This window comes from Roseateles sp., assembly GCF_047654805.1.
In the GTDB taxonomy this organism is placed as follows: Bacteria; Pseudomonadota; Gammaproteobacteria; order Burkholderiales; family Burkholderiaceae_C; genus Pelomonas.
On the sequence record NZ_JASGIV010000001.1, the window covers coordinates 1,889,447 to 1,911,317 of the forward strand.

A 21,871-nucleotide genomic window follows, 5' to 3' on the forward strand; every position below is an offset into this window, starting at 1 on the left:
CGACTCTATCGGTAGAGTCGGGTCATGAGCTCAGAAACCTGTCCTGCCCCAGCCGCCGAACCCCGCCTGACCTCGCTGTCCCACGGCGGCGGCTGCGGCTGCAAGATCGCCCCGGGCGTGCTGTCCGAGATCCTGAAGGGCACCGCGGCCCTGCCCATCCCCAAGGAACTGCTGGTGGGCATCGAGACGTCCGACGATGCCGCCGTCTACCAGCTCAACGACGAGCAGGCCCTGATCGCGACGACGGACTTCTTCATGCCCATCGTCGACGATCCCTTCGACTTCGGCCGCATCGCCGCGACGAATGCCATCAGCGACGTCTACGCGATGGGCGGGCGGCCGATCCTGGCGCTGGCCCTGGTGGGCATGCCCATCAACGTGTTGTCCACGCGGACCATAGGCCGCGTGCTGGAGGGCGGCGCTTCGGTCTGCCGTGCGGCGGGCATCCCCATCGCGGGCGGCCACACCATCGATTCGGTGGAGGCCATCTACGGACTGGTCGCGTTGGGCCTGGTGCACCCCCGGCGTGTCAAGCGCAATGCCGATGCGCGAGCGGGTGACGTGCTGGTGCTGGGCAAGCCGCTGGGCGTAGGCGTCATGAGCGCGGCCCTGAAGAAGGCCCAGCTCGATGCGGGCGGCTATGCCCGCATGATCGAGACGACCACCCGGCTCAACACGCCCGGCCCCGACCTGGCGGCGCTGGCGGGCGTGCATGCGCTGACCGACGTGACCGGCTTCGGGCTGGCCGGCCATGCGCTGGAGCTGGCGCGCGGTGCGGGCTGCACGGTGGAGCTGGACTGGCGTGCCGTGCCGCTGCTGGCGGGCGTGCGCGAGCTGGCCGCGCGCGGCTTCGTCACCGGCGCGTCGGGGCGCAACTGGGCCGGCTATGGCGGCGACGTGCTGCTGCCGGCGGCGTTCGCCGCCGAGGATCAGGCCTTGCTGACCGACCCCCAGACCAGTGGCGGACTGCTGGTGTCCTGCGAACCTGGTGCGGTGGATGCCGTGCTGGCCGTCTTCGCGAACCACGGCTTCGACGCGGCGGCGGTGGTGGGACGCGTCACACCGGCCCAGGACAGGCCGCTGCAGGTCGTGGCCTGATCACTTCGGCCGGGATTCCGGCGTCCCGTCGAGCCGGATCACGCGTCGCGACCGGCTCTCGGTGTCGTCCAGCGATTCGCTGACGAGGCGGTTGTGCTGCTCCCAGTCCTCCGCGCTGCGGATGATGCTGGGCTTGATGAGGACCACCAGCTCGCGCTTGCGGCCGTTGTTGGCGCGGTTGCCGAACAGCATGGACGTCAGCGGGTTGCTGTCGGCGCCGGGCAGGCCCGAGCCGCGGCGCGTGGCCTCCATCTGCATCAGGCCGCCGATGGCGACGATGTGACCATCGGGGATGCGCACCACGGTGTCGCTCTCGTTGACGCTGGCGCTGGCCAGCGGCAGCTGGAAGTTGCCCACCGAGCCGAGGTTGACCTGCTTGACCTTTTCGGTCACGTTGGACACCGAGGGATGGACGTGCAGCGTGATCATGTCGGCCGCGTCGATCTGCGGCGTCACGTCCAGCGCGATACCGCTGAAGAAGGGCGTCAGCGTCAGCGTCGGGATCTGGTTCGCAATGCCGTTGTTGCCGGTGGTGCCCGTCGTGGTGCTGCTGTTGCTGCCGCTGATGCCGGTGATGAAGTAGTCGTCGGTGCCGACCTTGAGGACGGCCTTCTGGTTGTTCAGCGTGGCGATGCGCGGGCTGGAGAGGATCTGCGTGTCGCCGTGGCTCTCGATGAAGCTCAGGAGCGCCTGGAAGCCGCCGCGGCTCAGCGCCAGGCCGAAGCTGCCGCCGCCCGCCGAGGGCAGCGGGATGAGGTCGGGCCAGGCCGGGCTTTGCGTGCCGGTGGACAGCACCGGCAGCCCGCGGCTGTTGCTCACCAGCGGGTTGATGATGGTGTTGACGCCGCTGGGGATGGAAGGGTTCACGCTGGTCTGGCCGATGGCGCCGCGATCGCCTATGCGCGACCAGTCGATGCCGCTCTGGTAGCCCTCGCGCAGTTCGACCTCGACGATCTTGGCCTCCAGCATGACCTGGCGCTCGACCGAGATGCGCGTCGCCTTCAGCCAGGCTTCGACGTGGCGCAGTTCCTCGGGCATGGCGCGCACGGCTACCGTGCCGGTCTGCGGGCTGGTGATGACGGTGCGGCCCTCGCCGGTGCCGACCAGGGCGCGCAACGCCGCCGACGTTTCCGTCCAGAAGTCGCTGGACACCTTGGTGCTGAGCTGGCTGCTCTCCTGCTGCAGCACCGTGTTGGTCGTGCCGTTGCCGGCAGGCGTCGTGCCGCCCGCACCGGGGCTCGCGGTGCTGGCCGGCGCCGCGCCGGAGCTGACACGCACCTCGCTGCGGCCGCTGCGTTGATGGGCCAGCGCATTGATGGTGAAGACGCGGGTCTGCAGCGTCGGCGGGAAGACGGTGATGCGGCGGCCGTCGATGGCGTAGTCGAAGCCGTAGACCTCGCGGATGGCGTCCAGCGACTCGCGCAGCGTGACGCCCTTGAGCGTGACCGACAGCTGCCCCGACACGGCCGGGTGCACCAGCATGCTGTAGCGCGTGTCGCTGACCAGGGACAGGAAGACGTCACGGGCGGGTGCTCCGTTGACGATGAGGTCGAAGCGCGGCTCGGGGGGCAGGGCGGGCGCCGGGGCCGGCACGGGCGGGAGCTGCTGCAGGGCAGCCGGCTCTGAGGCTGCTGGCGCGGGCGGCGCGCCGCGCTGGGCCTGCAGTTCCTCGCGCAGCGCCTGGCTGGGCTGGGCCACGCGCAGCGGCTTGTCCGCGCAGCCCGCCAGCAGCATGGCGGCGCTGAGCAGCAAGAGACGGGGGGCGTGGGCCTTCATGGCTTCTCCTTGGATTTCTTGGCGTCTGGCGCGGCCGGCGGCGGGCGCTTCTCGACACCGCCATACAGTGGCTCGCGGCGGACCTGGCCGGCCTCGCGCAGCCAGACGGCCTGCTCTGTGATGCGTTCGATGCGCGCGCCGTCGAGCTGCTCGCCGATGCCATAGCGCCGGCCGCGTTGCACGACATAGCCGCGGCCATCGACGAAGACGACCTGGCGGATGGCCGGCTCCGCAGTTGCGGCGCCGGAGGCCGCCGGGACGGGCGCCAGCGCGTTGCGCAGCGCGGGCGGCAAGGCAGTGGGGTCGCGGGCGGGCTCGTCGGCACGCGCCAGCGCCGACACCAGCACAAGCAGCAGGAACAGCCGGCAGGACCTTCTCATCGCTGCACCTTCAGCAGGAAGACCTCAGCCTGCAGGCGCGGTGCTTCGTTGCCGCTGCTCGCGCTCAGCCGCATCTCGCCCCAGCGCAGGCCAGGCAGCTCGCGCTCCAGCGCCTGCAGATAGGCCTGCAGGTCTCGCCAGTTGCCCTGCACCTGGAGCTCCACGCCCTGCCAGCTCACGCCGGCAAGTGCCGGCATCTGCTGGACGGCGCCGGTCGCACCGTCCAGCAGCCGCAGACGCTCCAGCACCAGGCCTGGCTGCCTGGCCAGCAGCCGCTGCAGCACCGCGGACAGCGCTTCGCCGGCACTGGCCGAGCCGGCGCCGCGCAGCGCATCGTCGAGCCGGACGCGCTCGGCACGGGCGGTGTCAAGCCGCCGGCGCAGCTGGCCGGCAGGATCGCTGCCGCCCTGGCTCGCGGCGACGAGCTGCTGGCGCAGCTGAGCGAGCTCAGCCGCCTGCTGGGCGGCCACCTCGCTGCGCTGCCTGCCGCGCTCGGCGTGCGGCGACAGCACCAGCGTGTCGAACAGGGCCGCCAGCACGGCGACGATGCTCAGGAAGAGGATGACACGCTCACGCAGGCTGAGCGCATCGATGCGCTGGGCCTGGCGCTCCCAAGCAGCCTGCAGCGGCGCCAGGCGCCGACGCAGCAGGGCACGGTCGATGGTGGTCTGAGCCTTCATGGTGCGGCTCCGGGGGGCGCGCTGGTCGCGCTGGCAGCGCTGGCAGCTCCTGCCGGCGCGCTGACGACGCGAAAGGCCCAGACCGGCAACGGGCTGCGGGCCAGGGCGTCACCGCGTTCCAGCAGCGGGCGGCCACCAGTCCCATCAGCCGGCGTCCCCAGGCGCTCGACGCGCAGGGCCGACAGCTCCTGTCCGGCGAGCAGCGGGTGGGCGCCGAGCCGGCCCAGCCAAGGCCGCAGCACGCCGGTGTCCAGCGTGCCGCCGACGAGTTCGACCCGGCCCGGTGCATAGCGCAGCTCGCTGAGCCAGGCCGACTCGGGCAGGCTGCGGCCGAGGAGTGCGAGCAGCTCGGAGTGGCGCTGGCCGCCTGCGTCGCCCAGGCTGGCGAGCAAGGCGCCGCGCTGCGCATTGCCGGCCTCCAGCGGCTGGAGCTGCTGCTGCAGGCTGCCGACGTCCTGGGGCGGTGGCAGGCCGGCTTGCGCCACGGCCAGTTGCTGGCGCTCGGTGGCGTACCGGGCCAGCAGGGCTTGATGATCGGCTTCGGCTTGGTGGTCGCGGTGCCGCATCCACAGCGCGGCTGCGACACCGGCGGCCACCAGCAGCCCGGTGGCCTGCAGCAGCGTCAGCGCCGAGAAATGCCGCCTGGGGGCGAGCAGGATGGGGGTCAGCAGGTTGACTTGCTGGGCCATCAGAACTGCCTGCTCTCGGTGCGCAGGGCCGCGCCCAGCAGGGGGATGCAGGCAGCCAGAGCCCCAGCGGCGTCGCCTTCGGGCTCGGGCCGCCCGGCGGCGAAGGCCGCGAACGGGTCCAGGGCCAGGGTGCGCAGGCCCAGCTCGCGCTGGATCAGCGTCGCGACCTCGGGGCCGTGGCCGGCAGAGATGACGTACAGGCGCGCCAGCGGCAGCTCGGGCCAGCTGCGCTCCCAGACGTCGATGGAACGCTGCAACTCGACGACCAGCGGCGACTCCTGGGGAGCGCCGGCGTCGAAAGTGCCGCCGGGCTGGTACTCGAAACCCAGCGGCAGCTCGGTCGCCGGGCCTTCGGGCTGCTCGCCACTGGCGCGCGCCAGCAGGCCGGGGTCGGCCTCGATGCGCCGGGTGTAGAAGAGCTCGTCGCCGGTGCCAACGACCAGCAGGCATTGGCCCGCGTCAATGAGGACGGCCGCGCAGGCGCGCGCGTCGAGGCCATCGGCGCGCGCCTGGTGGGCCAGCAGGTTGCGCAGCGATGTCTCCCAGATGTCGACGATGGAGACCTGGTCGCTCAGACCGGCGGCGCCGTCGGTCAAGGCCTTGATGGCGCGGTTGCGCGCCGCGACGACGAAAAGCTGGCGATGCGCCCGCTCCACGTCGCCGCCGACATGCATGACGTCCAGCGTCAGCTCGGCGACGTCCACGTCCACCATCTCCTTGATCTGCCAGCGCGCCGCGGCCTTGAGTTCTTCCTGCGGTACGTTGGGGGTGTCCACCTTGAGGATCTGGTACTCGGCCGGATCCAGCAGTGCGATGACATCGCCGGCAGCGAGGGGGCTGGCCTGCGTCAGCAGGCCCCAGCGCAGCAGCCGGACGGGCTGGCCCGCACCGTGCAGGCCCGGCGCGCCATCGGTCAGCACGAAGGCATGCTGGGCACCGAGGCGGCGCAACAGCAGGCGCTGGCCGCTTCGGCGCGGGGACCAAGGCCAGCGCATCAGTAGTTCTCCCGCTGGTAGAGCACACCGTCGCTGCCGCGGTAGATCCCCCAGACTGCACGGGCACTGGGGTCCTTGAAGCTGCTGCCGCACCAGTTGCCGCGCAACGCGGTCAACGCGGCGCCGGTGGTGGCGGCCTTGGCCGGCGTCCATGCCAGGCAGGAAGCGTCCGCCGGCGGTGTGGCGGCGTCCAGCGCGATGGCGACATCGTAGGCAGCAAGGCCGGTGCTGCCGGGAGCGGCAAGCACGATGGCGCCAAGCCCGGAGGTGATGGTGCTGACAGCACCGGTCGTGCCCGCATTGGCGGCCGCCACATTGCGCAGGTTGCCAAAGCTCAGTTGGCTGGCGCTGATACGGGTGCAGGAATCCAAGGTGTTGGTGTTGTAGGCGCTGCCGTTCCAATACTGCGCGGCCAGGGGCAAGGTGAGCGTCCGGTTCGCCGGTGCCGTCCCATTCTGGAGGCGAAGGCGCCCGAAGCGCAAAGGGATTGTGCCCACCCGGACGCTGTCGGCACCGTTCGCCGGGCTGTCGGTGTCGAGATCCAGCGACAACATGGCGGCTCCGTCCAGGTCCACCGGCGCGATGCCGAAGCTGGCGGTGTCGAAAGGCCCGTCAGGGGTCGTCGTGCGCGTGGCACTGGCCGTCAGCGTGACGCTGGCGACGCCCAAGTCCCAGTTGCCGCTGCTGCTGCCCAGTGCAAGCCTGCCGTTGGCGGTCTTGAACATCGTGCTGCCAGCGATGCCTGCAAGCTTGAGGTTGGTGGCCGTTCCGAGGTCCAGGCGGGCGAAGTCGCCGATGTAGTTGCGCGTCGTCGCGCCGGCTGCGTTCTGCGCCGTCAGCGTGAAGCCGAGCTGGAAGTTCTCGCCCAGGTAGGTGAAGGTGGAGGCTGACGTGCAGCCGCGGTCGGCGCGGTGCATGACGCTGGCGCTGCCGAGGCTGAAGCCGGCCGGGATGAAGCGGCCGACGCGTGGCTGTTGGGCGCCGGAAGCGTTGAAGGCGAGGGCGTCCAGGTTTAGTCCGGCGGTGCCAAGGTAGCCGCCGACGACGCCGCTGGTGTTGAGCACGAAGCTGCCGACCTCGCTGTACACCAGGTTGCTGGCCGTCGCGGTGCCGGCGGCGAAGGAGCTGACGACGTTGTTGCCGAGGGTTCCGAGCACGCCGCCTGCGGTCGCGAGCGGGGTTTGCGAGCCGGCCAGGGGCGTCAGCGCGACGCTGGCAGCAAAACCCGTGGCGACGCCGCCCGCCGAAGCCTGGGCAAGCGTCACGCCGGCGTCGGGGACGCCGTCGTCATTGGCATCGGCCGCCGAGCTCCAGCGGTAGGCCGTCACCGTGGCCGAGAAGGCGGCACCGGCCCTGCCGAAGACGGCATCCGCCGCCGCACTGCCGCCGGGGTTGCCGGTGCCGCCCATCGCAAGGCCAGTCACCGCCAGCGTGAGGGGGCGCACGGTGAGGTCGGCGCTCGTGCCGCTGACCGTCGTGGCAGCGGCGCTCAACGAATCGTCGTCGACGCTGAAGGCGTATTTGCCGACGTTGCTCGTCGCGAGATTGAAGCCGGCGACGCCAGCCGTGAAGCTCAGCGTCAGGTTGTTGGCCGCCGGGCGCGCGGCGGGCACCGTCAGTGCGGGGCTGACGACGCCGGGCGCCACCCAGGGGCCGCCGTTGTCGGTGCGCCAGAGCTTCAGGTTGCGACTGCCGTTGTAGTCGGTGGCGATGCTGCAGTTGCCGGTGACGGGATCCTTCTTGTAGAGGCTCACCTGCATGTCGTGGTTGCGACCGGCCACGGCAACGAAGCTGCCATTGATCCGGTTGTTCTGGTCCTCGGTCCAGACAAAGGCGTTGTCGCGGTAGCTGAGCACGCCAGAGGTGCTGCTGCTGCCGCTGACCGCGCCATCGACGACGGTGACGGTGAGGTTCTGCGCCAGGCTGTGCGCGAGCCGCAACCGGACGATGCCTGCGTCAGCCGCCACGAAGGTATAGCTGGCCTGACCGTTGTTGGCCGGCGCCAGAAGGGTGCCCGAGGGGGCGGGCCCGGCACCCGCCGTCCAGATGCCCGAGCCGGTGCTGGTGCTGATGTTGACAGTGCCGGTGTAGCCCGTCAGCGTGTTGCCGGAAGCGTCCCTGGCGATGATGGTCAGCGTCTGCGGCGTGCAGGTGGATGCACTGCCCGTGCCGGCGATGGCGAAGCTGCCCACGGCCGAGCCGGTGCAGGCAGGTGGCACCGCATAGGTCGAGTTGTTGACGACACAGCTTCGGGTACAGCTCGCGCCGCAGCACACGCTGTTGATGCTGCTCTGGTAGCCCAGCGTGATGCTGGCACCGGCGGTGGACGTGACGCAGGACGAGGCGACGGCGTTCTGGGCGAAGCCTATGGTGCCGCTGCTGGTCGTGAGGGCACCGACGACAGTGGCGGCGTAGCCGACGGACACGTTGCCCGTGCCGCCGGTGACGGTGCCGCCCACGCGCGAGCCCTGGGCGAGGTTGATCACGCCCGTGGCGCTGATGTTGCCGTTGATCCTGGCCTGGTAGCCAACGCTGACCGTGCCGGCGGCGCCGACGATGTCGCCGCTGACTGTCGCGGACTGGACCACGGTGATCGCGCCGCTGCCGCTCACGTCGCCGGCCACCGTGCTGGATTCGGCGATGCTGATGCTGCCACTGCCGCCTGTGACGCTGCCGCCGATGCTGCCGTTCTGGGCCGTGCTGATGGTGCCACTGCCGCTGGCAGCGAGGTTGCCGCTAACGGAGGTCTGATAGGCCAGCGAGATGTTGCCGCCGTTGGCCGTCAGGTCACCGGTGATGACGACGTTGCCGCCGCCGGCATCGTTGACGCTGCCAGCCGCGATGTTGGCCTTGATCCTGGCCTGGTAGCCGAGCGTCAGCGTGCCGTTGACGATGAGGCTCAGGTCGCTGCTGCTGCCGGCCTGGTTGATCTGGGCGTTGTTGGTGCTGAAGTTGCCGTTGATGGTCAACGTGGCCGGCTTTGGGGCGGCGAGGGCGATGGTGTCGGCATAGCCCAGACTGAGGGCCGGGCAGCTGTAGCTGCCATTGCTGCCCGTGCAGCCGGGCGGCATGTTGCCGGGCAGGGTGTAGGCAGTCGCGGCGGCCGGCGTCGGCAGGACCAGGCTCAGCAGCGAGACCAGTAGCGGGGGCAGCCAGCGCTTCATTTCTTGCTCAGGCTGCGGCTCAGCTGTCGTTCGGCATAGGTTGGCTCGGTCGTTCCCCCATTGGGGCAGCCACCCGCGCCGGGGAGGTTGCAGGCCGTCGCCAGCAACGTGTAGAAGGCCAGGCTCTCGTCGCCGTCGGACACCGCGCCACTGGCGGGCGTGCGCGTGCAGCTGACGGTGACGGTGAAGTCGGACAAGCGGTCGGGCAGCGCGAAGCTGCGCGTGGCGAAGCACCCCGGCTGGCCGGTGGCGCGCAGGATCTGGTAGCTGCCCCACTCCAGGCCGGCGAATGCCGCCTGGTAGGCCTTGGCGGCGGCGAGCTCGCCGGCCGATCCGAGCTGCTGGCGCTGGCTCAGGGACGCCAGGGCCGTTCCCAAGGCCGCCAGCACGACCAGGATGAAGAGCATGGACATCATCGTGAAGCCGCGCATGGTCAGGGCAGGTTGTCCAGGTGGACCGTGTGGTACAGCGCCACGGTCTCGTTGTTGGAGCTGAGTTCCAGGCGCATCGTCACCAGTGCATAGCGGATGGCGATGGGCGGTGTGTCGTAGCTGAAGCTGCAACTCTTCACGTGGCGGGCGAGCACCGCCGCGCTGCCCCCGCTGGGCGGGTCGGGCTGGGCGGCGGAGAAACCGTAGCCGCTGTAGCGCGTCAGCGTGCCGGCGGCGAGGTCGCAGCGGTAGCTGACAGGCTGCTCGATCGCATAGACGCGGTAGGGTGGCGCCTGCAGCGCATTGGGCAGGGCTGCGCCGCTGATCGCCACGTTGGCGGCGTTGCCGGCCGCGGTCGCCGCGACGCGCACGTTGGCCAGCGTATAGGCGTCGGCATCGGGCACGGCGGGGCCGAGGTTGTACCAGGCCAGGCGCTGGCCTGCGGCGGAGAGCTTGAGGGACGGCCCGACGATGTCGAAGCTGGTATCCGGCGTGCCAAAGAGCAGCGGGTCGGCGGTGGCCACCGCGTAGCGTGCCGCGCCGCTGACCGGGATCAGCTCCAGGCTCTGGCCGTTGATGCGGGCGCTGTTGGGCAGTGCCGCAGCGAGGTCGCGGGCGATTCGGCGCAGCGCGGTGTCGGCCTCGTCGCTCAGCTGGGCACGGGCGGCGCTGGCGAAGTAGGCGCTGGTCGCCGGCGCAATGAAGACGGCCACCATCGCGACGACGACGCCGGTGACGGCGATCACCATCACGGCCTCAATCAGCGTGAAGCCCGACTCAGTATGGCGACTGCGGTGCATAGCGGGTCCGCCAGCCCTGCAGCACCAGCGTGCTGGCGTCGGGGCCGGTGATGGTGACGGTGATCTTGAGGGCTTCACCGCTGGCGCTCAGCGAGTCCAGCGCCGCGGGGGCGACAGCCACGCTGGCGGAATAGCCGGCCAGGCCGCTGACGAGGTTGTTGTCGATGCCGCGGATGCCCGCCATCGAGAAGCCCTGGTAGTCGTTGACGTTGTCGAAGTAGGTCGGACCGTAGCGTGTTTCGCCAGCTTCGGGGCCGATGGCTTCGGCCGTCGTCGCGCAGTCGGACGTGGTGTTGGCCACTGCGACGTTGGCGTCATCCGGATCACACCATGTGACGGGCATCAGCTGCACCTCGCGCAGCATGGACTCGGCGATGGCGAGCTGCTGGCGGCGGATCATGGGGTCGGCGCTCGCCCGGGTCGCGGAGACAAAGACCTGCAGCATCGCAGCCAGGGCGATGCCGACCACGACGACGAAGAGCAGCAGTTCGATCAGGGTCAGGCCGCGCGCGCGTCGCCCGGGGTGCATGGCCGGCATGCGCGAAATGCTAGCCGAGCAGTGCATGGTGCGACCTCAGGGCGTGGGGTAGATCAGCCCCGTGTCAGCCTCGATGCGGTAGCCCTGGCTGTAGCTGCCGTAGGCGACAGTGGCGGTCATCGCCGCACCGGTGCTCGTGGCCGTGGCGCCGCTGTTGCCGCTGTTGAAGGTCACCGAGCGGCTGCCACCCTCGGCGATGCAGGGGCTCTCGGTGGCGGGGCATGTCAGCGTGCCAATGGCGCCGCCGCCCGCATAGGCCCAACTGACGCCCGTGGCGGTGATGGTGGCCACGATGGGGCGGCGCTGCTGCAGGGCCAGCCTCAGCATGGCCTGGTGGCGGGCCATCAGGTCGTCGCCAAACGAACGCAGCCGCCACAGCGTCGTGTCCAGAACCCTGGGCAGGGCGAACACCGCCAGGGCGGCCGTGATCACGATGACGAGGATCAGCTCGATCAGCGTGAAGCCACGCGAGGTGCGTGGCATGGCATCAGGAGATGCCAGTGGCGGTGAAGCTGGCGGTCTTGCTGCTCTGACCGGTCAAGGTGCAGCTGACGGTGTTCTCGGCGGTGATGGCGAGCGAGGTGATCGTGTAGCCGCTCGGCAGTCCGCCCTGCAGCGCGCCGGCGACGTCGGTGCAGTTGGCGACCTGGACCGTCTTGTTGCCCGCGGAAGTACCTGTTTCGCCCTTGGCCTTGCGGCTGGCGTAGTTGATGGCCGAGGCAGAGCTCAGCGAGCCGGCGATGCCATTGACGGCGGCCTGCTTGGCATCGTCGTCGACGTTGATGAACTTGGGCAGCGCCACGGCCGCCAACACGCCGAGGATGACGATGACCATCACCAGCTCGATCAGGGTGAAGCCGGCCTGGCTGGACTTGTTCATGGATGCCTTCCTGCGCTTGCTGCGCTGTGGTGCGGGGTGACGGAAATATCGATCACCCGGCCAGCGATGAGAAGTGAATAGCGCACATACTTTATGAGCGACAGCTGCGGGACGGGAAACCGTTGCAGGCTTCACACGCCGGGCTCAACGGCCCATCGCGGCCTGTCCCAGGTTCCACAGCGGCAGGAACACGCCCAGCGCGAGCACCAGCACCAGCGCGCCGATGATGGCCAGCAAGACGGGCTCGATGGCGGCAGACAAGCCCTTGATGGCGTAGTCTGTCTCGCGCTCGTACATCTGCGCGATCTCCGTCATCAGCGTGTCGAGCTCGCCTGTTTCCTCGCCGACCGCGATCATCTGCAACACGATGGGCGTGAACACACCCGTGGCGGTCGCGCAGCGCGAGATGCTCTCGCCGCGCTCCACGCCGTCGCGCATCTGCTCGATGCGCGCGCCGATGTAGGCGTTGTCCACGGTCTGGGCGACAACGGTCAGGGCCTGGCTGATGGGCACGCCGGAGCTGCTCGCCAACGCGAAGCTGCGCGCGAAGCGGGCCAGCGTGGCCTTGAGCACGATGCCTCCGGCGATGGGCAGGCGCAGCTTGAAGCGGTCCCAGGCGTAGCGTCCGCCGGTGGTTGCGATCCAGTTTCGCCAGGCCAGCGCCAGCCCAATGCCGCCGGCAAGGATCAGCGGCCACCACTTCACCGTCCAGCCCGAGAAGCCGAGCAGGACGCGCGTCATCAGCGGCAGCTCGCTCTTGAAGTGCGCGAAGACGTCGGCGAACTTCGGCAGCACGACGAGATTGATGACGACCAGCGCGATGGCCATCGCGACGACCACCATGATGGGATAGCGCAGCGCCTGCTTGATGCGCGCGCGGATGTCCAGCTCGAACTCCAGGTGCTCCGACAGGCGCTGGAAGACCTCGGTCAGCCGGCCGCTCAGCTCGCCGACGCGGGTCATGGCGACGTAGAAGCTGCTGAAGACATGGGGGTGGCGGGCGAAGGCAGTGGCCAGCTCGCGGCCCTGGTCCAGGCTCGCGTGGACGTCCTGCAGCAGTTGCACGATGCCGGCGTGGCTGGTGGAGGCCTGCAGGCCGGCGAGCGAGCGCAGGATGGGTACACCGGCCTTTTGCAGCGTATAGAGCTGACGGGTCAGGACCAGGGCGTCTTCCCGCGTGATGGGCTTGGCGAGCAGGGCCTGCAGCCAGTTGCCGCCGCCAGCCGTGTCGACGGTGTCCAGCGTCGCCTCGATGCTGACGGGCACGACGCCACCGGCCATCAGCTGGGCGGCCACGGCGTCGCTGCTGGCGGCGTCGACGATGCCTTCAACCAGTTCGCCGCGGGCGTTGCGCCCCTTGAACGAGAAATTGCTCATTCGGCGTCGACGCTGATGCGCACGGCTTCGGCCAGCGACGTCTTGCCCTCGCGCACCAGGGCCAGGCTGCGGTCGGCCAGCGTGCGGCCCCGGAGTGCGCGGCGCGCCGCGGCGAGGAAGGCGCCGGCGTCACTCCTCTGGATGGCCAGGGCCATGTCGGGATCGATCTCCAGCATCTCGTAGATGCCACGCCGGCCCTGCGTGCCGGTGCCGTTGCACTCGGAACAGCCGCGCCCCCTGACACTGGCCACGGGACCGGGGGCCTCGCCGTTGAGCGTCTGCACCTCGTGGATCCAGGCCTGCTCCTGCGGCGTGGCCAGATGAGGCTCGGCGCAGTGCTTGCAGACGCCACGCAGCAGGCGCTGGGCCAGCACGGCCTGCAGCGAGGTGGCCACCATGAAGGGAGGTGCGCCCATGTCCAGCAGCCGGAAGGGCGTGGAGATGGTGTCCTTGGTGTGCAGCGTGGAAAGCAGCAGGTGACCGGTGATGGCCGCGCGCAATCCGATCTCGACGGTCTCGGCGTCGCGCATCTCGCCGACGAGGATGACGTCCGGGTCCTGGCGCAGCGCGGCACGCAGCACCTTGGCGAAGTCCAGCTCTATCTTGTCGTTGACCTGCACCTGGGTCAGCCCGGGCAGCCGGTACTCGATGGGATCCTCGGCCGTCACGATCTTGAGCTTCTCCGAGTCCAGCTCGGCCAGTGCGGCGTACAGCGTGGAGGTCTTGCCGGAGCCGGTCGGGCCGGTGACCAGGATCATGCCGGCGTCGCGCGCCAGCAGCTCGCGAAAGCGCTTGAGCATCTCCTCAGGCATGCCGATGTCGTTCAGCCGCCGCAGCGCCGAACCCTGGCCCAGCAGGCGCATCACGACGGATTCCCCGTACTGGCTGGGCATGGTCGACAGGCGCACGTCCAGCGTTCGGTCCGACAGCCGCAGCGTGAATCGGCCGTCCTGCGGCAGGCGCTTCTCGGAGATGTCCAGGCCGGCCATCAGCTTCAGCCGCTGGGCCAGGGCCGGGGCGATGCGCTTGTCGGCCTGCGTGAGCGTCTGCAGGACGCCGTCGACGCGGTTGCGGATGACCAGCTCGCCCTCCTGGGGCTCGATGTGCACGTCGGAGGCGCCGGCCCGGGTCGCATCCTCGAACACCGACTGCAGCAGCCGCACGACGGGCGCGCCCTCCTGGCCGACGCTGGCCTGAAGCGTGCCGAAGTCGACCGCGTCGCCAATGTCCTTCTCCAGCGCCTTGGCCAGGCCGGAGATCTCGTCGCTGCGGCGGTAGTGCCTGTCGTAGACGGCCGCGAGCTGGCTGTCGGCCACCACGGCCATGGCCAGGCGGCGCTTGAGTATCCTGGCGAGCTCGTCGAAGCCGAACAGATCCAGCGGGTCGGCCATGGCGACGAGCAGGGTGTCGCCGCGCTCCTCCAGCACCAGTGCGCGGAAGCGCCGCGCCGGCGTCTCGGGCAACAGGCGCACCAGCTCGGTCTTGAGCGGGAAGGTCTTGAGGTTGACGAAGGGCGCACGCAGCTGGCGGGCCAGCACGTGGGCCAGGGCCTCCTCCGTGATGAGGTTGGCCTCGATGAGGATACGACCGAGCTTCTTGCCGGTAGCACGCTGCAGCTCCAGCGCCTGGCCGAGCTGCTCGGCCGAGATCAGCTGCTGCTCGACGAGGACGTCGCCGAGACGCAGTTTGGGGCGGGGGGCTGCTGCGGCGTCGGCTTCTGTCATGGCTAAGTGTTGCTGGTGGCGTGGACTTCGGCGATGGTGGTGATGCCCTGCAGCACCTTGACGATGCCGTCCTGGCGCAGCGAGCGCATGCCCTCGGCCAGCGCGGTCTGCTGCAGCTCCTCGGCGCGGGCGCCGGTCTGGATCATGCGGCGCAGGTTCTTGGACACGGTCAGCAGCTCGTGCAGGCCGGCGCGGCCCTTGTAGCCGCTGTTGCCGCAGGCCGGGCAGCCGCGGCTGGTGAACTTCATCAGCCGGCCGTCCCGGCCGTGGAGCCGGGTCCATTCGGTGGCCAGCGCGACGCGGTCGGGCCGCGCATCGGCGGGGAAGACGTGCACGTAATCGTCCAGCAGCTCGCCAAGCTCGGCCTCGGTCATGGGCTCGGCTGTCTGGCAGGACGCGCAGGCGCGCCGCACCAGGCGCTGGGCCAGCACGGCCAGCAGCGAGTCGGCGAAGTTGAACGGGTCCATGCCCATGTCCAGCAGCCGCGTGATGGTCTCGGGGGCGCTGTTGGTGTGCAGCGTGGACAGCACCAGGTGACCGGTCAGCGAGGCCTCGACCGCAATCTCGGCCGTCTCCTGGTCGCGGATCTCGCCCACCATGATGACGTCGGGGTCGGCACGCAGGAAGGAACGCAGCGCCTTGGCGAAGGTCCATTCGATCTTGGGGTTCACCTGCACCTGGCGCAGGCCGGCCTGCGTGATCTCGACCGGATCCTCGGCAGTCCAGATCTTGCGCTCGGGCGTGTTGATGTGGCTCAGTGCGGAGTGCAGCGTGGTCGTCTTGCCCGAACCGGTGGGGCCGACGCACAGCACCATGCCGTAGGGCCTGGCCACGGCCGTCTGCAGGGCCGCGAGGTTGGCGGGGGTCAGGCCGATGCGGTCCAGCGGCATGGGCTTGCTGCTGGCCAGCAGGCGCATGACGACGTCCTCCAGCCCGTTGTTGGTCGGGATGGTCGCTACCCGAAGCTCCAGCCTGTGCTGGGGGGAGAAACGCGCGAAGTTGATCTTGCCGTCCTGCGGCTTGCGGCGCTCTGAGATGTCGAGGTCGCACATGATCTTGATGCGCGCGATCATCGCGTTGCGGTAGGTGTGAGGCAACTCCAGGTAGGGCTGCAGCACGCCGTCGCGGCGGAAGCGGATCTTGAGCTTTTCCTTGCCGGGGTAGGTCTCGATGTGGATGTCGGACACACCCTGGCCATGCGCCTCGATGATCATGGAGTTGATGAGGCGAACGAGCGAGTTGTCGCTTTGCTCGATGGTCGACTCTTCTTCCCGGGTCGCGCGCTCGCTGCTGTCGCGCTCCAGGCTCTCGATGAGCTTGTTGGGCGTCTCCAGCGTGAAGTCGGGCTGGAAGTCTGGCAGCGGGTCGGTGTTGCCGCGCGGCAGCGCCTCGGCGCCATAGCGGTCGAAGGCGGACGGGATGGCGAACTGCAGCGTGCCGAGCTTGGTCAGCGTCGGAACGACCTTGAGCTGGGTGATGAACTCGACCTCGTCCAGCGCGTCACGGCGCGTCGGGTCCTCCATCGCGACGATGAGGCGGCCGTCGCGCAGCACCAGGGGCAGCACCTCCAGCCGTTTGGCCACCGCATGGGGCAGCTTGCGCACGGCATCCGGCTCGATGGCGAACTTCTCGACGTCGACGACGGGATAGCCCATCTTCCGGGCGAGGGCCGACTGCAGCTGGGCCCGGCTGATGATGCCCTTGCGCACCAGCAGCTCGCCCAGCGGCACGGAGCGGTCCTCGCGCTGCTGCATCAAGGCCTGGTCCAGCTGCTCGGGCGTGACCAGGTCCAGCGCCAGCAGCGCCTCGCCGATGCGCACCATGGGCATCCTGGCCTGCTGCTCGATGGCCTGCAGCAACTGCTCGGGCGTGACGATGTGCTGTTCGACGAGGATGTCGCCGACGCGGCGCTGGCGCAGGCTGGTCTGCTCGACGGCGGCGGCGTGCAACTGCTCGGGCGTGACGAGCTCCTCCTTGAGCAGCATGTCGCCGATGCGCTCGCCAATCTCGAAGTGCGCCAGCACCTCGCGCGGGACGAAGACGCGGCGCACCGAATCGTCGTCGCCTGACAGCGGCGGGAACAGGAACAGGCCCAGGTCGTCGTGGTGGTGACCGATGGTCACGCCCTTGAGCTCGTCGCCGCCATTGAAGACGATGCGGAAGTCCGAGCGCGGGCGCTGGTCCACGCTGAGGGGCGAATTCAGGTCGCTGGCGTCGCGTGGCGGCACGCTCAAGGGGCGCTGCAGCTTGAGGGCGCGGAACTGGCTGAACTTCAGCGGCATGCTGTTGCGCGCCGGCGGCACGTTGATCTGCACGATGCGATCTGCGGCCTCCAGCTTCAGCAACTGGCCGGTGCTGCGGCTGTTGTTCAGGCCGAGGATTTCGCAGGCTTCCTGGCCGCGCTGGACCTCTGGCTGGGGGTAGGCGGCATAGGGTGGGCAGGGCCACAGAAAGCCCGATGCCGGAGCGCCGGAGCCGGCGGAGGAGGCTTCGGCATCGCCGTGGGGCCAGGGCAGGGGCTGGGACGGGTCGGTCATGGGCAAGTGCAGAGGGATTGCCGGCGATTATGGAGGGCCGCCGTCACCCGTCTGCCTGGAAAAACACCTGCACTCGCCGCAAAGATCGGGCAGGCGGAGCACGCGCCGGTTCGAGACAATGGCGGCCATGAACATCCTGCTCACCGGCTTCGAGCCCTTCGGTGGCGACGCCATCAATCCGTCCTGGGAAGTGGCGCGCTCGCTGCAGGGCCAGGTCATCGGCGGCGCGACGGTGCATGCACGCTGCCTGCCCACCAGCTTCGGCGGCGCGCCCGCGGCGCTGGAGGCGGCGCTGGCCATCTTCAAGCCCGAACTCGTCATCGCCCTGGGCCAGGCCAGCGGGCGCACGGAGATCTCCATCGAGCGCGTGGCCGTCAACCTGATCGACGCCCGCATCCCCGACAACGCCGGCGAGCGCCCGCAGGACGTGCCGGTGCGTGCCGACGCGCCATTGGCCTATTTCTCGACACTGCCCGTCAAGGCCATCCGCAACGGACTTCGCGCAGCCGGCCATCCGGCGGGGTTGTCGCTGACGGCAGGGGCATTCGTCTGCAACCAGGTCTTCTTCGAGTTGCAGCACCGGCTGGCCGGCTGCGGCGCCAGGAGTGGCTTCATCCATGTGCCGGCGCTGCCCGAGCAGGCCGCGCGTGCCCAGCCGTCGGTGGCCAGCATGGGCCTGGCAGCACAGATCGACGCCATCAGGCTGGCAATCGCGATCGCGCTGGACGGCGACGAGATGCTGGCGTCAGCCGGCCCGGACGAGGGGGCACCGACGAGTTGATCACTCGTCCGGGTGCTGCCGCCAGCGCGCGCTGGCAAGGCGCATCAGCTGGACCTGGCGGGCAAAGCGGCGGCAGTTGGCGCAGACGCGGTGGTGCAGGCGCAGCGACAGCCGCTCGGCCAGCGGCATGCGCCTGTCCTCGGCCTGCAGGATGATCTGCGTGGCCGCCCGGCAGGTGATCTTCAGCTTGATCAAGACGCTCCCCTCGTGTGCGCGGCGTCGAACCATCCGGCCTGCAGGCATTCCCGCAGCCGCAGCCGGGCCCGGTGCAGCATGACCCAGAGATTGGTCGGCGTGATGCCCAGTTCCTTACAGATCTCGTCGGACTCCAGCTCCAGCCACTCGCGCATCATGAAAAGCCGCCCCTGCTGGCCGGGCAGCTTCTCGACGCAGGCTTCGAGCACCTTCATGAAGTCCAGCTGGCGCAACGCATCCTCCGGATTACCCCAGTCGAGCTGGGCCTCGCGCCAGTGGCCGTCGGCAGCGAACAGCAGCTCGTCCAGGTCCTCGCCGTCGTCGCTGCCGGCCGTCGTCGACAGCTCGCGGCAGTTCCTGCGGATCTGGTCGACGAGCTTGTGCTTGAGGATGCCGATGAGCCAGGTCTTGAGCTGGCTGGCGCCGGCGAAGGCCTGGGGTTTCTCGAGCGCCGCCAGCAGCGTCTCGGAGACCGCGTCCTCGGCCCAGGCCGGGTTGCGCAGTTGCAGCCGGGCGTATTTCAGCAGGGTGGGGCGCAAGGCCTCGATCTGGCGGCAGAAGTCGGGTGAGGCAGCCATGGCGGCGCGCAGTGTAAGGAGTTGGCCGCATCTTGCGACTTCATCATCGCCGCCGCATGATCGGCCGCTTTTTTAACCTTCCCCAAGCTTTCGGAGACCCGTCCATGAAGACCCAAGCCCTCGTGTCCTCTGCCCTTGCCACCGCACTGTCCCTGGGCCTCGTCGCCCAGGCGCAGGCCGCCGACGCCGCCAAGGAGAAGTGTTACGGCATCGCCAAGGCCGGCCAGAACGACTGCGCCACCGGCAGCCACTCCTGCGCCGGCCTGGCCAAGGCTGACAAGGATCCCGCCGAGTGGAAGTACGTCGCCAAGGGCAGCTGCGAGAAGGATGGCGGCTCGACCAAGCCTGCGGCCAAGAAGTGACGGCTTGACCGCGAACACCGAGGCGCCGGCCACGCCCTGCGTGGGCATCGGCTGGCGCCAGCCCCACTACGACGCCTTGCTGGCCGAGAGGCCCGCGCTGGGCTTCATCGAAGTCCATGCCGAGAACTTCTTCGCCGACGGCGGCATCGCGCTGGCCGTGCTGGATGCCGGCCGCGAGGCCTACCCAGTCAGCCTGCACGGTGTCGGACTGGGCCTGGGGTCTGCGGCCGGGCTGGACGGCTGGCATCTGGAGCGCCTTGCCCGCCTCGTCGAGCGAGTGCAGCCGGGCTGGGTGTCCGACCACGCCTGTTTTGCCCGCGTCGCGGGGCGCAGCTCCGGCCTGCACGCTGCCGACCTGCTGCCCATCCCTTTCAACGACGAGTCGCTCGCGCTGCTCGCCCGCCATGTGGACGCGGTGCAGCGGCGCCTGGGCCGCTGCATGCTCGTCGAGAACATCAGCGCCTATGTCGGCTGGGCTGGCGACACGCTGGCCGAGCCAGAATTCTTCAACGAGCTGACGCGGCGCACCGGCTGCGGCCTGCTGCTGGATGTCAACAACCTGGTCGTCAATGCACGCAACGCGGGCCTTGCCCCGGAGGCCGCCGCTCGCGAGGCGATGCGCTGGGTCGACGCGATCCGCCCGGGCAGCGTCGGCGAGATCCACCTGGCCGGCCATCGCGAGCGCGAGGACGGCCTCGTCATCGATGACCACGGCAGCCGCGTGCGCGACGAGGTCTGGCACGTCTACTCGCATGCCATCGAACGCTTCGGGCCGACGCCCACGCTGATCGAGTGGGACACGGAAGTGCCCGAACTGGACGTGCTGCTCGCGCAGGCCGGGCGGGCGAGGGCGCTGCAGCGATGAAGGCACGGCAGCAGGCTCTGGTCGATGCGCTGCTGGGCCGCGGCGACGCGCCCGCGGGGATGACCGGCGGGGAGCGCGGCCTGGCGGCCTACCGTGGCAACCTGGTGGCACTGTCAGAGCGTGCGCTGGCCACGCCCTTCGGGCGACTGCGCGACGCCCTGGGCGAAGCCGAGTTCGCGTCACTGGCCTGGACCTTCTGGCGCGCTCATCCGCCCGAATGCGGCGACCTCGGGCAATGGGGCGGCGCGCTGGCGGGCTTCCTCGTCGAGCATGCCGGAGAGTCCTCGGGGCTGCCGGACCTCGCCCGGCTTGACTGGGCCCTGCATCAGGCCGAACGGGCCGAGGACGTCGCGCTGGACGCCGACTCGCTCGCGCTGCTGGGCCACATGCCGCCCGAAGCGCTTTGGTTGCGCCTGCGCCCAGGCGTCGCGTTGCTCGCGCAGTCCGCGGGACCGGTCCTTGTCTGGCGGCAGGGCTGGCGGGGGCAGTGGCAGGCCCTGTCAGCCGCCGAGGCGGACTTCACGCGGTGCCTGCTCGATGGCACCAGCCTGGCCGAAGCGCTGGCGGCCGCGGAAGTGAAAGGTTCCGGCGCTACAGCCGACTTCGACTTCGGCGCCTGGCTGCAAGCGGCGCTGCACAAGGCCTGGCTGCGAGCTGCCACGCCGACGCCACCGCAACCGAGCACGCCGCCATGAACACCCTGATCTCCCACACGCTGCGCACCTTCACGGACCCGGGCCTGACACCCACGCGGCTGCCCGCACCGCTGCAAGTGCTGGTGAGGGAGTTGCAGTCACTCGCGCTGCTGGCGGCGCGGCTGTACCTGGCCAGGATCTTCTTCATGTCGGGCCTGACCAAGCTGCGCGACTGGTCGTCCACGCTGGCCCTGTTCAACGACGTCTACCAGGTACCGCTGCTGCCGCCCACGCTGGCTGCCTACATGGGCACGGCCGGCGAACTGGTGCTGCCGGTGCTGCTGGTGCTGGGGCTGGCCGGGCGCTTCGCCGGCGCGGGCCTGTTCGTCGTGAATGGGATGGCGGCGCTGTCGTTGATGGCCGACGACTTCACGCCGGTGGCCCAGGCCCAGCACACGTTGTGGGGTGTGCTGGCACTGGCCATCGCCTTGTTCGGCGCCGGCCGCTGGTCCGTCGACCGATTTATTCGCGCGGACGGAAGCTGAGGATCAGCACCGGCGGCACGCGGCCGTCGACGTCGCGCGGCAGCGTCTCGGCCTTCTCGATGGCACGCAGCACGGCGCGGTCCCAGTCGCCGTCGCCGCTGGCCTTGAGCACCTTGGTTCCCAAGATGCGGCCATCCGGGCCTAGCGTCACCTGGACCTCGGCCAGCGGATTGGCCGCGCCATCGTCCGAGTAGATGATGAGCGGGCGGATCTTGCCCTTGATGCGGCCCGCGTAGCCGGCTGACGGCGCGGAGTTCTGCGCCGCGGTGCCCGTGGAGCCCGGCGTACCGCCGGCCATGCCCTGGATGCGGCGCAGGTTCTCCTGGCGCAGCGCCTCGCGGCGGGCGTCGGCTTCCCTGGCCTCCTTCGCGGCCTTGGCGTCCTGGGCCTTCTTGCGGTCCTGCTCTTCCTTGGCCGCCTTCTCCTTCGCGGCCTTGTCCTTGGCTTCCTTGGCTTGCTTTTCCTTGGCCGCCTTCTCGCGTTCGAGCCTGGCGGCCTCCTCGCGCGCCTTTTCTTCCTTGATCTTGCGGGCCTTGGCGATCGCGATCTCGGCTTCGCGCTGCTCGGCGGCGGCTTCCTCCGCCGCGCGCTGCTGGGCCTTCAGGTCGGGCTTGGGCGGTGCCTCGGGTTCGGGTTCGGGAGGCGCTTCCTCACGGGGGGCTGCAACCTGGGGTACGGCCGACCACAGCTCCGCCTCGAAGGCGGCTGACGAATCGCTGCGCCAGTGCAGGCCGTAGCTCAGCGCAAGGATGAGCAGGCCGTGCGCGATCAGCGCGAACACGAGGCCGCGGCCCAGGCCGGCGGCTTCAGGGGGACGCAGGGTCGCGATGCTCATCGATGG

Annotated in this window: 23 protein-coding genes; 6 read left to right on the plus strand and 17 right to left on the minus strand. The window is 69.8% G+C overall.

Annotated features, from left to right (window positions below; translation table 11 throughout):
• The first annotated feature begins 24 nt into the window (after nt 1-24).
• A complete protein-coding gene (gene selD / locus QM732_RS08345; protein WP_415655706.1) occupies nt 25-1,098 on the plus strand; it encodes a selenide, water dikinase SelD in 1,074 nt (357 codons plus the stop codon).
• Here the strand turns inward: selD and QM732_RS08350 are convergent, their stop codons facing one another.
• The 14 genes from QM732_RS08350 to QM732_RS08415 all read right to left on the minus strand — a co-directional run bounded on the left by QM732_RS08350 (nt 1,099) and on the right by QM732_RS08415 (nt 17,069).
• Nucleotides 1,099-2,874, minus strand: coding sequence for a secretin N-terminal domain-containing protein (locus QM732_RS08350; protein WP_415655707.1), 1,776 nt, complete (start codon nt 2,872-2,874; stop codon nt 1,099-1,101).
• Nucleotides 2,871-3,254: a hypothetical protein gene (locus QM732_RS08355; protein WP_415655708.1), complete on the minus strand. Its 384-nt coding sequence runs from the start codon at nt 3,252-3,254 to the stop codon at nt 2,871-2,873. Before QM732_RS08355 ends, QM732_RS08350 begins: the two co-directional genes overlap by 4 nt.
• Nucleotides 3,251-3,934 carry a hypothetical protein gene (locus QM732_RS08360; protein WP_415655709.1) on the minus strand — a complete coding sequence of 228 codons (684 nt, stop codon included), beginning with the start codon at nt 3,932-3,934 and terminating at the stop codon, nt 3,251-3,253. Before QM732_RS08360 ends, QM732_RS08355 begins: the two co-directional genes overlap by 4 nt.
• Nucleotides 3,931-4,623 (minus strand): hypothetical protein, encoded by a 693-nt coding sequence (locus QM732_RS08365; RefSeq protein WP_415655710.1) that lies wholly within the window; start codon nt 4,621-4,623, stop codon nt 3,931-3,933. Before QM732_RS08365 ends, QM732_RS08360 begins: the two co-directional genes overlap by 4 nt.
• Nucleotides 4,623-5,618: a hypothetical protein gene (locus QM732_RS08370; RefSeq protein WP_415655711.1), complete on the minus strand. Its 996-nt coding sequence runs from the start codon at nt 5,616-5,618 to the stop codon at nt 4,623-4,625. The genes QM732_RS08365 and QM732_RS08370 overlap by 1 nt, the downstream gene beginning before the upstream one ends.
• Complete coding sequence (locus tag QM732_RS08375) at nt 5,618-8,782, minus strand: DUF6701 domain-containing protein (RefSeq protein WP_415655712.1); 3,165 nt, start codon at nt 8,780-8,782, stop codon at nt 5,618-5,620. Before QM732_RS08375 ends, QM732_RS08370 begins: the two co-directional genes overlap by 1 nt.
• Nucleotides 8,779-9,189, minus strand: a complete 411-nt coding sequence (locus QM732_RS08380; RefSeq protein WP_415655713.1) for an agglutinin biogenesis protein MshP — start codon at nt 9,187-9,189, stop codon at nt 8,779-8,781. The genes QM732_RS08375 and QM732_RS08380 overlap by 4 nt, the downstream gene beginning before the upstream one ends.
• A 26-nt stretch (nt 9,190-9,215) precedes the next feature.
• Complete coding sequence (locus tag QM732_RS08385) at nt 9,216-10,013, minus strand: type II secretion system protein J (protein WP_415655714.1); 798 nt, start codon at nt 10,011-10,013, stop codon at nt 9,216-9,218.
• Entirely contained in the window at nt 9,991-10,551 is a 561-nt protein-coding gene (locus QM732_RS08390; RefSeq protein WP_415655715.1) for a type IV pilus modification PilV family protein, read from the minus strand. The genes QM732_RS08385 and QM732_RS08390 overlap by 23 nt, the downstream gene beginning before the upstream one ends.
• Nucleotides 10,552-10,587: 36 nt before the next feature.
• Nucleotides 10,588-11,034 (minus strand): Tfp pilus assembly protein FimT/FimU, encoded by a 447-nt coding sequence (locus QM732_RS08395; protein ID WP_415655716.1) that lies wholly within the window; start codon nt 11,032-11,034, stop codon nt 10,588-10,590.
• Nucleotides 11,035-11,038: 4 nt separating this feature from the next.
• Nucleotides 11,039-11,431, minus strand: coding sequence for a type II secretion system protein (locus QM732_RS08400; protein ID WP_415655717.1), 393 nt, complete (start codon nt 11,429-11,431; stop codon nt 11,039-11,041).
• 144 nt (nt 11,432-11,575) lie between these two features.
• On the minus strand, nt 11,576-12,808 hold the full coding sequence (locus QM732_RS08405) for a type II secretion system F family protein (RefSeq protein WP_415655718.1): 1,233 nt from the start codon (nt 12,806-12,808) through the stop codon (nt 11,576-11,578).
• Nucleotides 12,805-14,532: a GspE/PulE family protein gene (locus QM732_RS08410; protein ID WP_415655719.1), complete on the minus strand. Its 1,728-nt coding sequence runs from the start codon at nt 14,530-14,532 to the stop codon at nt 12,805-12,807. Before QM732_RS08410 ends, QM732_RS08405 begins: the two co-directional genes overlap by 4 nt.
• Before the next feature lie 2 nt (nt 14,533-14,534).
• On the minus strand, nt 14,535-17,069 hold the full coding sequence (locus QM732_RS08415; RefSeq protein ID WP_415655720.1) for an ATPase, T2SS/T4P/T4SS family: 2,535 nt from the start codon (nt 17,067-17,069) through the stop codon (nt 14,535-14,537).
• A gap of 118 nt (nt 17,070-17,187) precedes the next feature.
• Between QM732_RS08415 and pcp the strand changes: the two genes are divergently transcribed.
• Nucleotides 17,188-17,850, plus strand: coding sequence for a pyroglutamyl-peptidase I (pcp, locus tag QM732_RS08420; protein WP_415655721.1), 663 nt, complete (start codon nt 17,188-17,190; stop codon nt 17,848-17,850).
• On the opposite strand, the gene QM732_RS08425 is transcribed toward pcp, so the two are convergent.
• Together QM732_RS08425 and QM732_RS08430 are read right to left on the minus strand one after the other, a co-directional pair.
• Entirely contained in the window at nt 17,851-18,045 is a 195-nt protein-coding gene (locus tag QM732_RS08425) for a zf-HC2 domain-containing protein (protein ID WP_415655722.1), read from the minus strand.
• Nucleotides 18,042-18,623, minus strand: coding sequence for a sigma-70 family RNA polymerase sigma factor (locus QM732_RS08430; RefSeq protein ID WP_415655723.1), 582 nt, complete (start codon nt 18,621-18,623; stop codon nt 18,042-18,044). The genes QM732_RS08425 and QM732_RS08430 overlap by 4 nt, the downstream gene beginning before the upstream one ends.
• A 104-nt stretch (nt 18,624-18,727) precedes the next feature.
• On the opposite strand from QM732_RS08430, the gene QM732_RS08435 reads away from it, so the two are divergent.
• From QM732_RS08435 to QM732_RS08450, 4 genes are read left to right on the plus strand one after another with little or no spacing between them, the layout of a single operon-like run.
• Nucleotides 18,728-18,985: a DUF2282 domain-containing protein gene (locus QM732_RS08435; RefSeq protein WP_415655724.1), complete on the plus strand. Its 258-nt coding sequence runs from the start codon at nt 18,728-18,730 to the stop codon at nt 18,983-18,985.
• A 4-nt stretch (nt 18,986-18,989) separates the two neighbouring features.
• Nucleotides 18,990-19,850 carry a DUF692 domain-containing protein gene (locus QM732_RS08440; protein WP_415655725.1) on the plus strand — a complete coding sequence of 287 codons (861 nt, stop codon included), beginning with the start codon at nt 18,990-18,992 and terminating at the stop codon, nt 19,848-19,850.
• A complete protein-coding gene (locus QM732_RS08445) occupies nt 19,847-20,545 on the plus strand; it encodes a putative DNA-binding domain-containing protein (protein WP_415655726.1) in 699 nt (232 codons plus the stop codon). The genes QM732_RS08440 and QM732_RS08445 overlap by 4 nt, the downstream gene beginning before the upstream one ends.
• Nucleotides 20,542-21,030 (plus strand): DoxX family protein, encoded by a 489-nt coding sequence (locus QM732_RS08450; protein WP_415655727.1) that lies wholly within the window; start codon nt 20,542-20,544, stop codon nt 21,028-21,030. The genes QM732_RS08445 and QM732_RS08450 overlap by 4 nt, the downstream gene beginning before the upstream one ends.
• On the opposite strand, the gene tolA is transcribed toward QM732_RS08450, so the two are convergent.
• The gene (tolA, locus tag QM732_RS08455) at nt 21,008-21,865 is read right to left on the minus strand and encodes a cell envelope integrity protein TolA (RefSeq protein ID WP_415655728.1); all 858 of its coding nucleotides are present in this window, start codon (nt 21,863-21,865) and stop codon (nt 21,008-21,010) included. The genes QM732_RS08450 and tolA overlap by 23 nt on opposite strands.
• Nucleotides 21,866-21,871 lie beyond the last annotated feature (6 nt).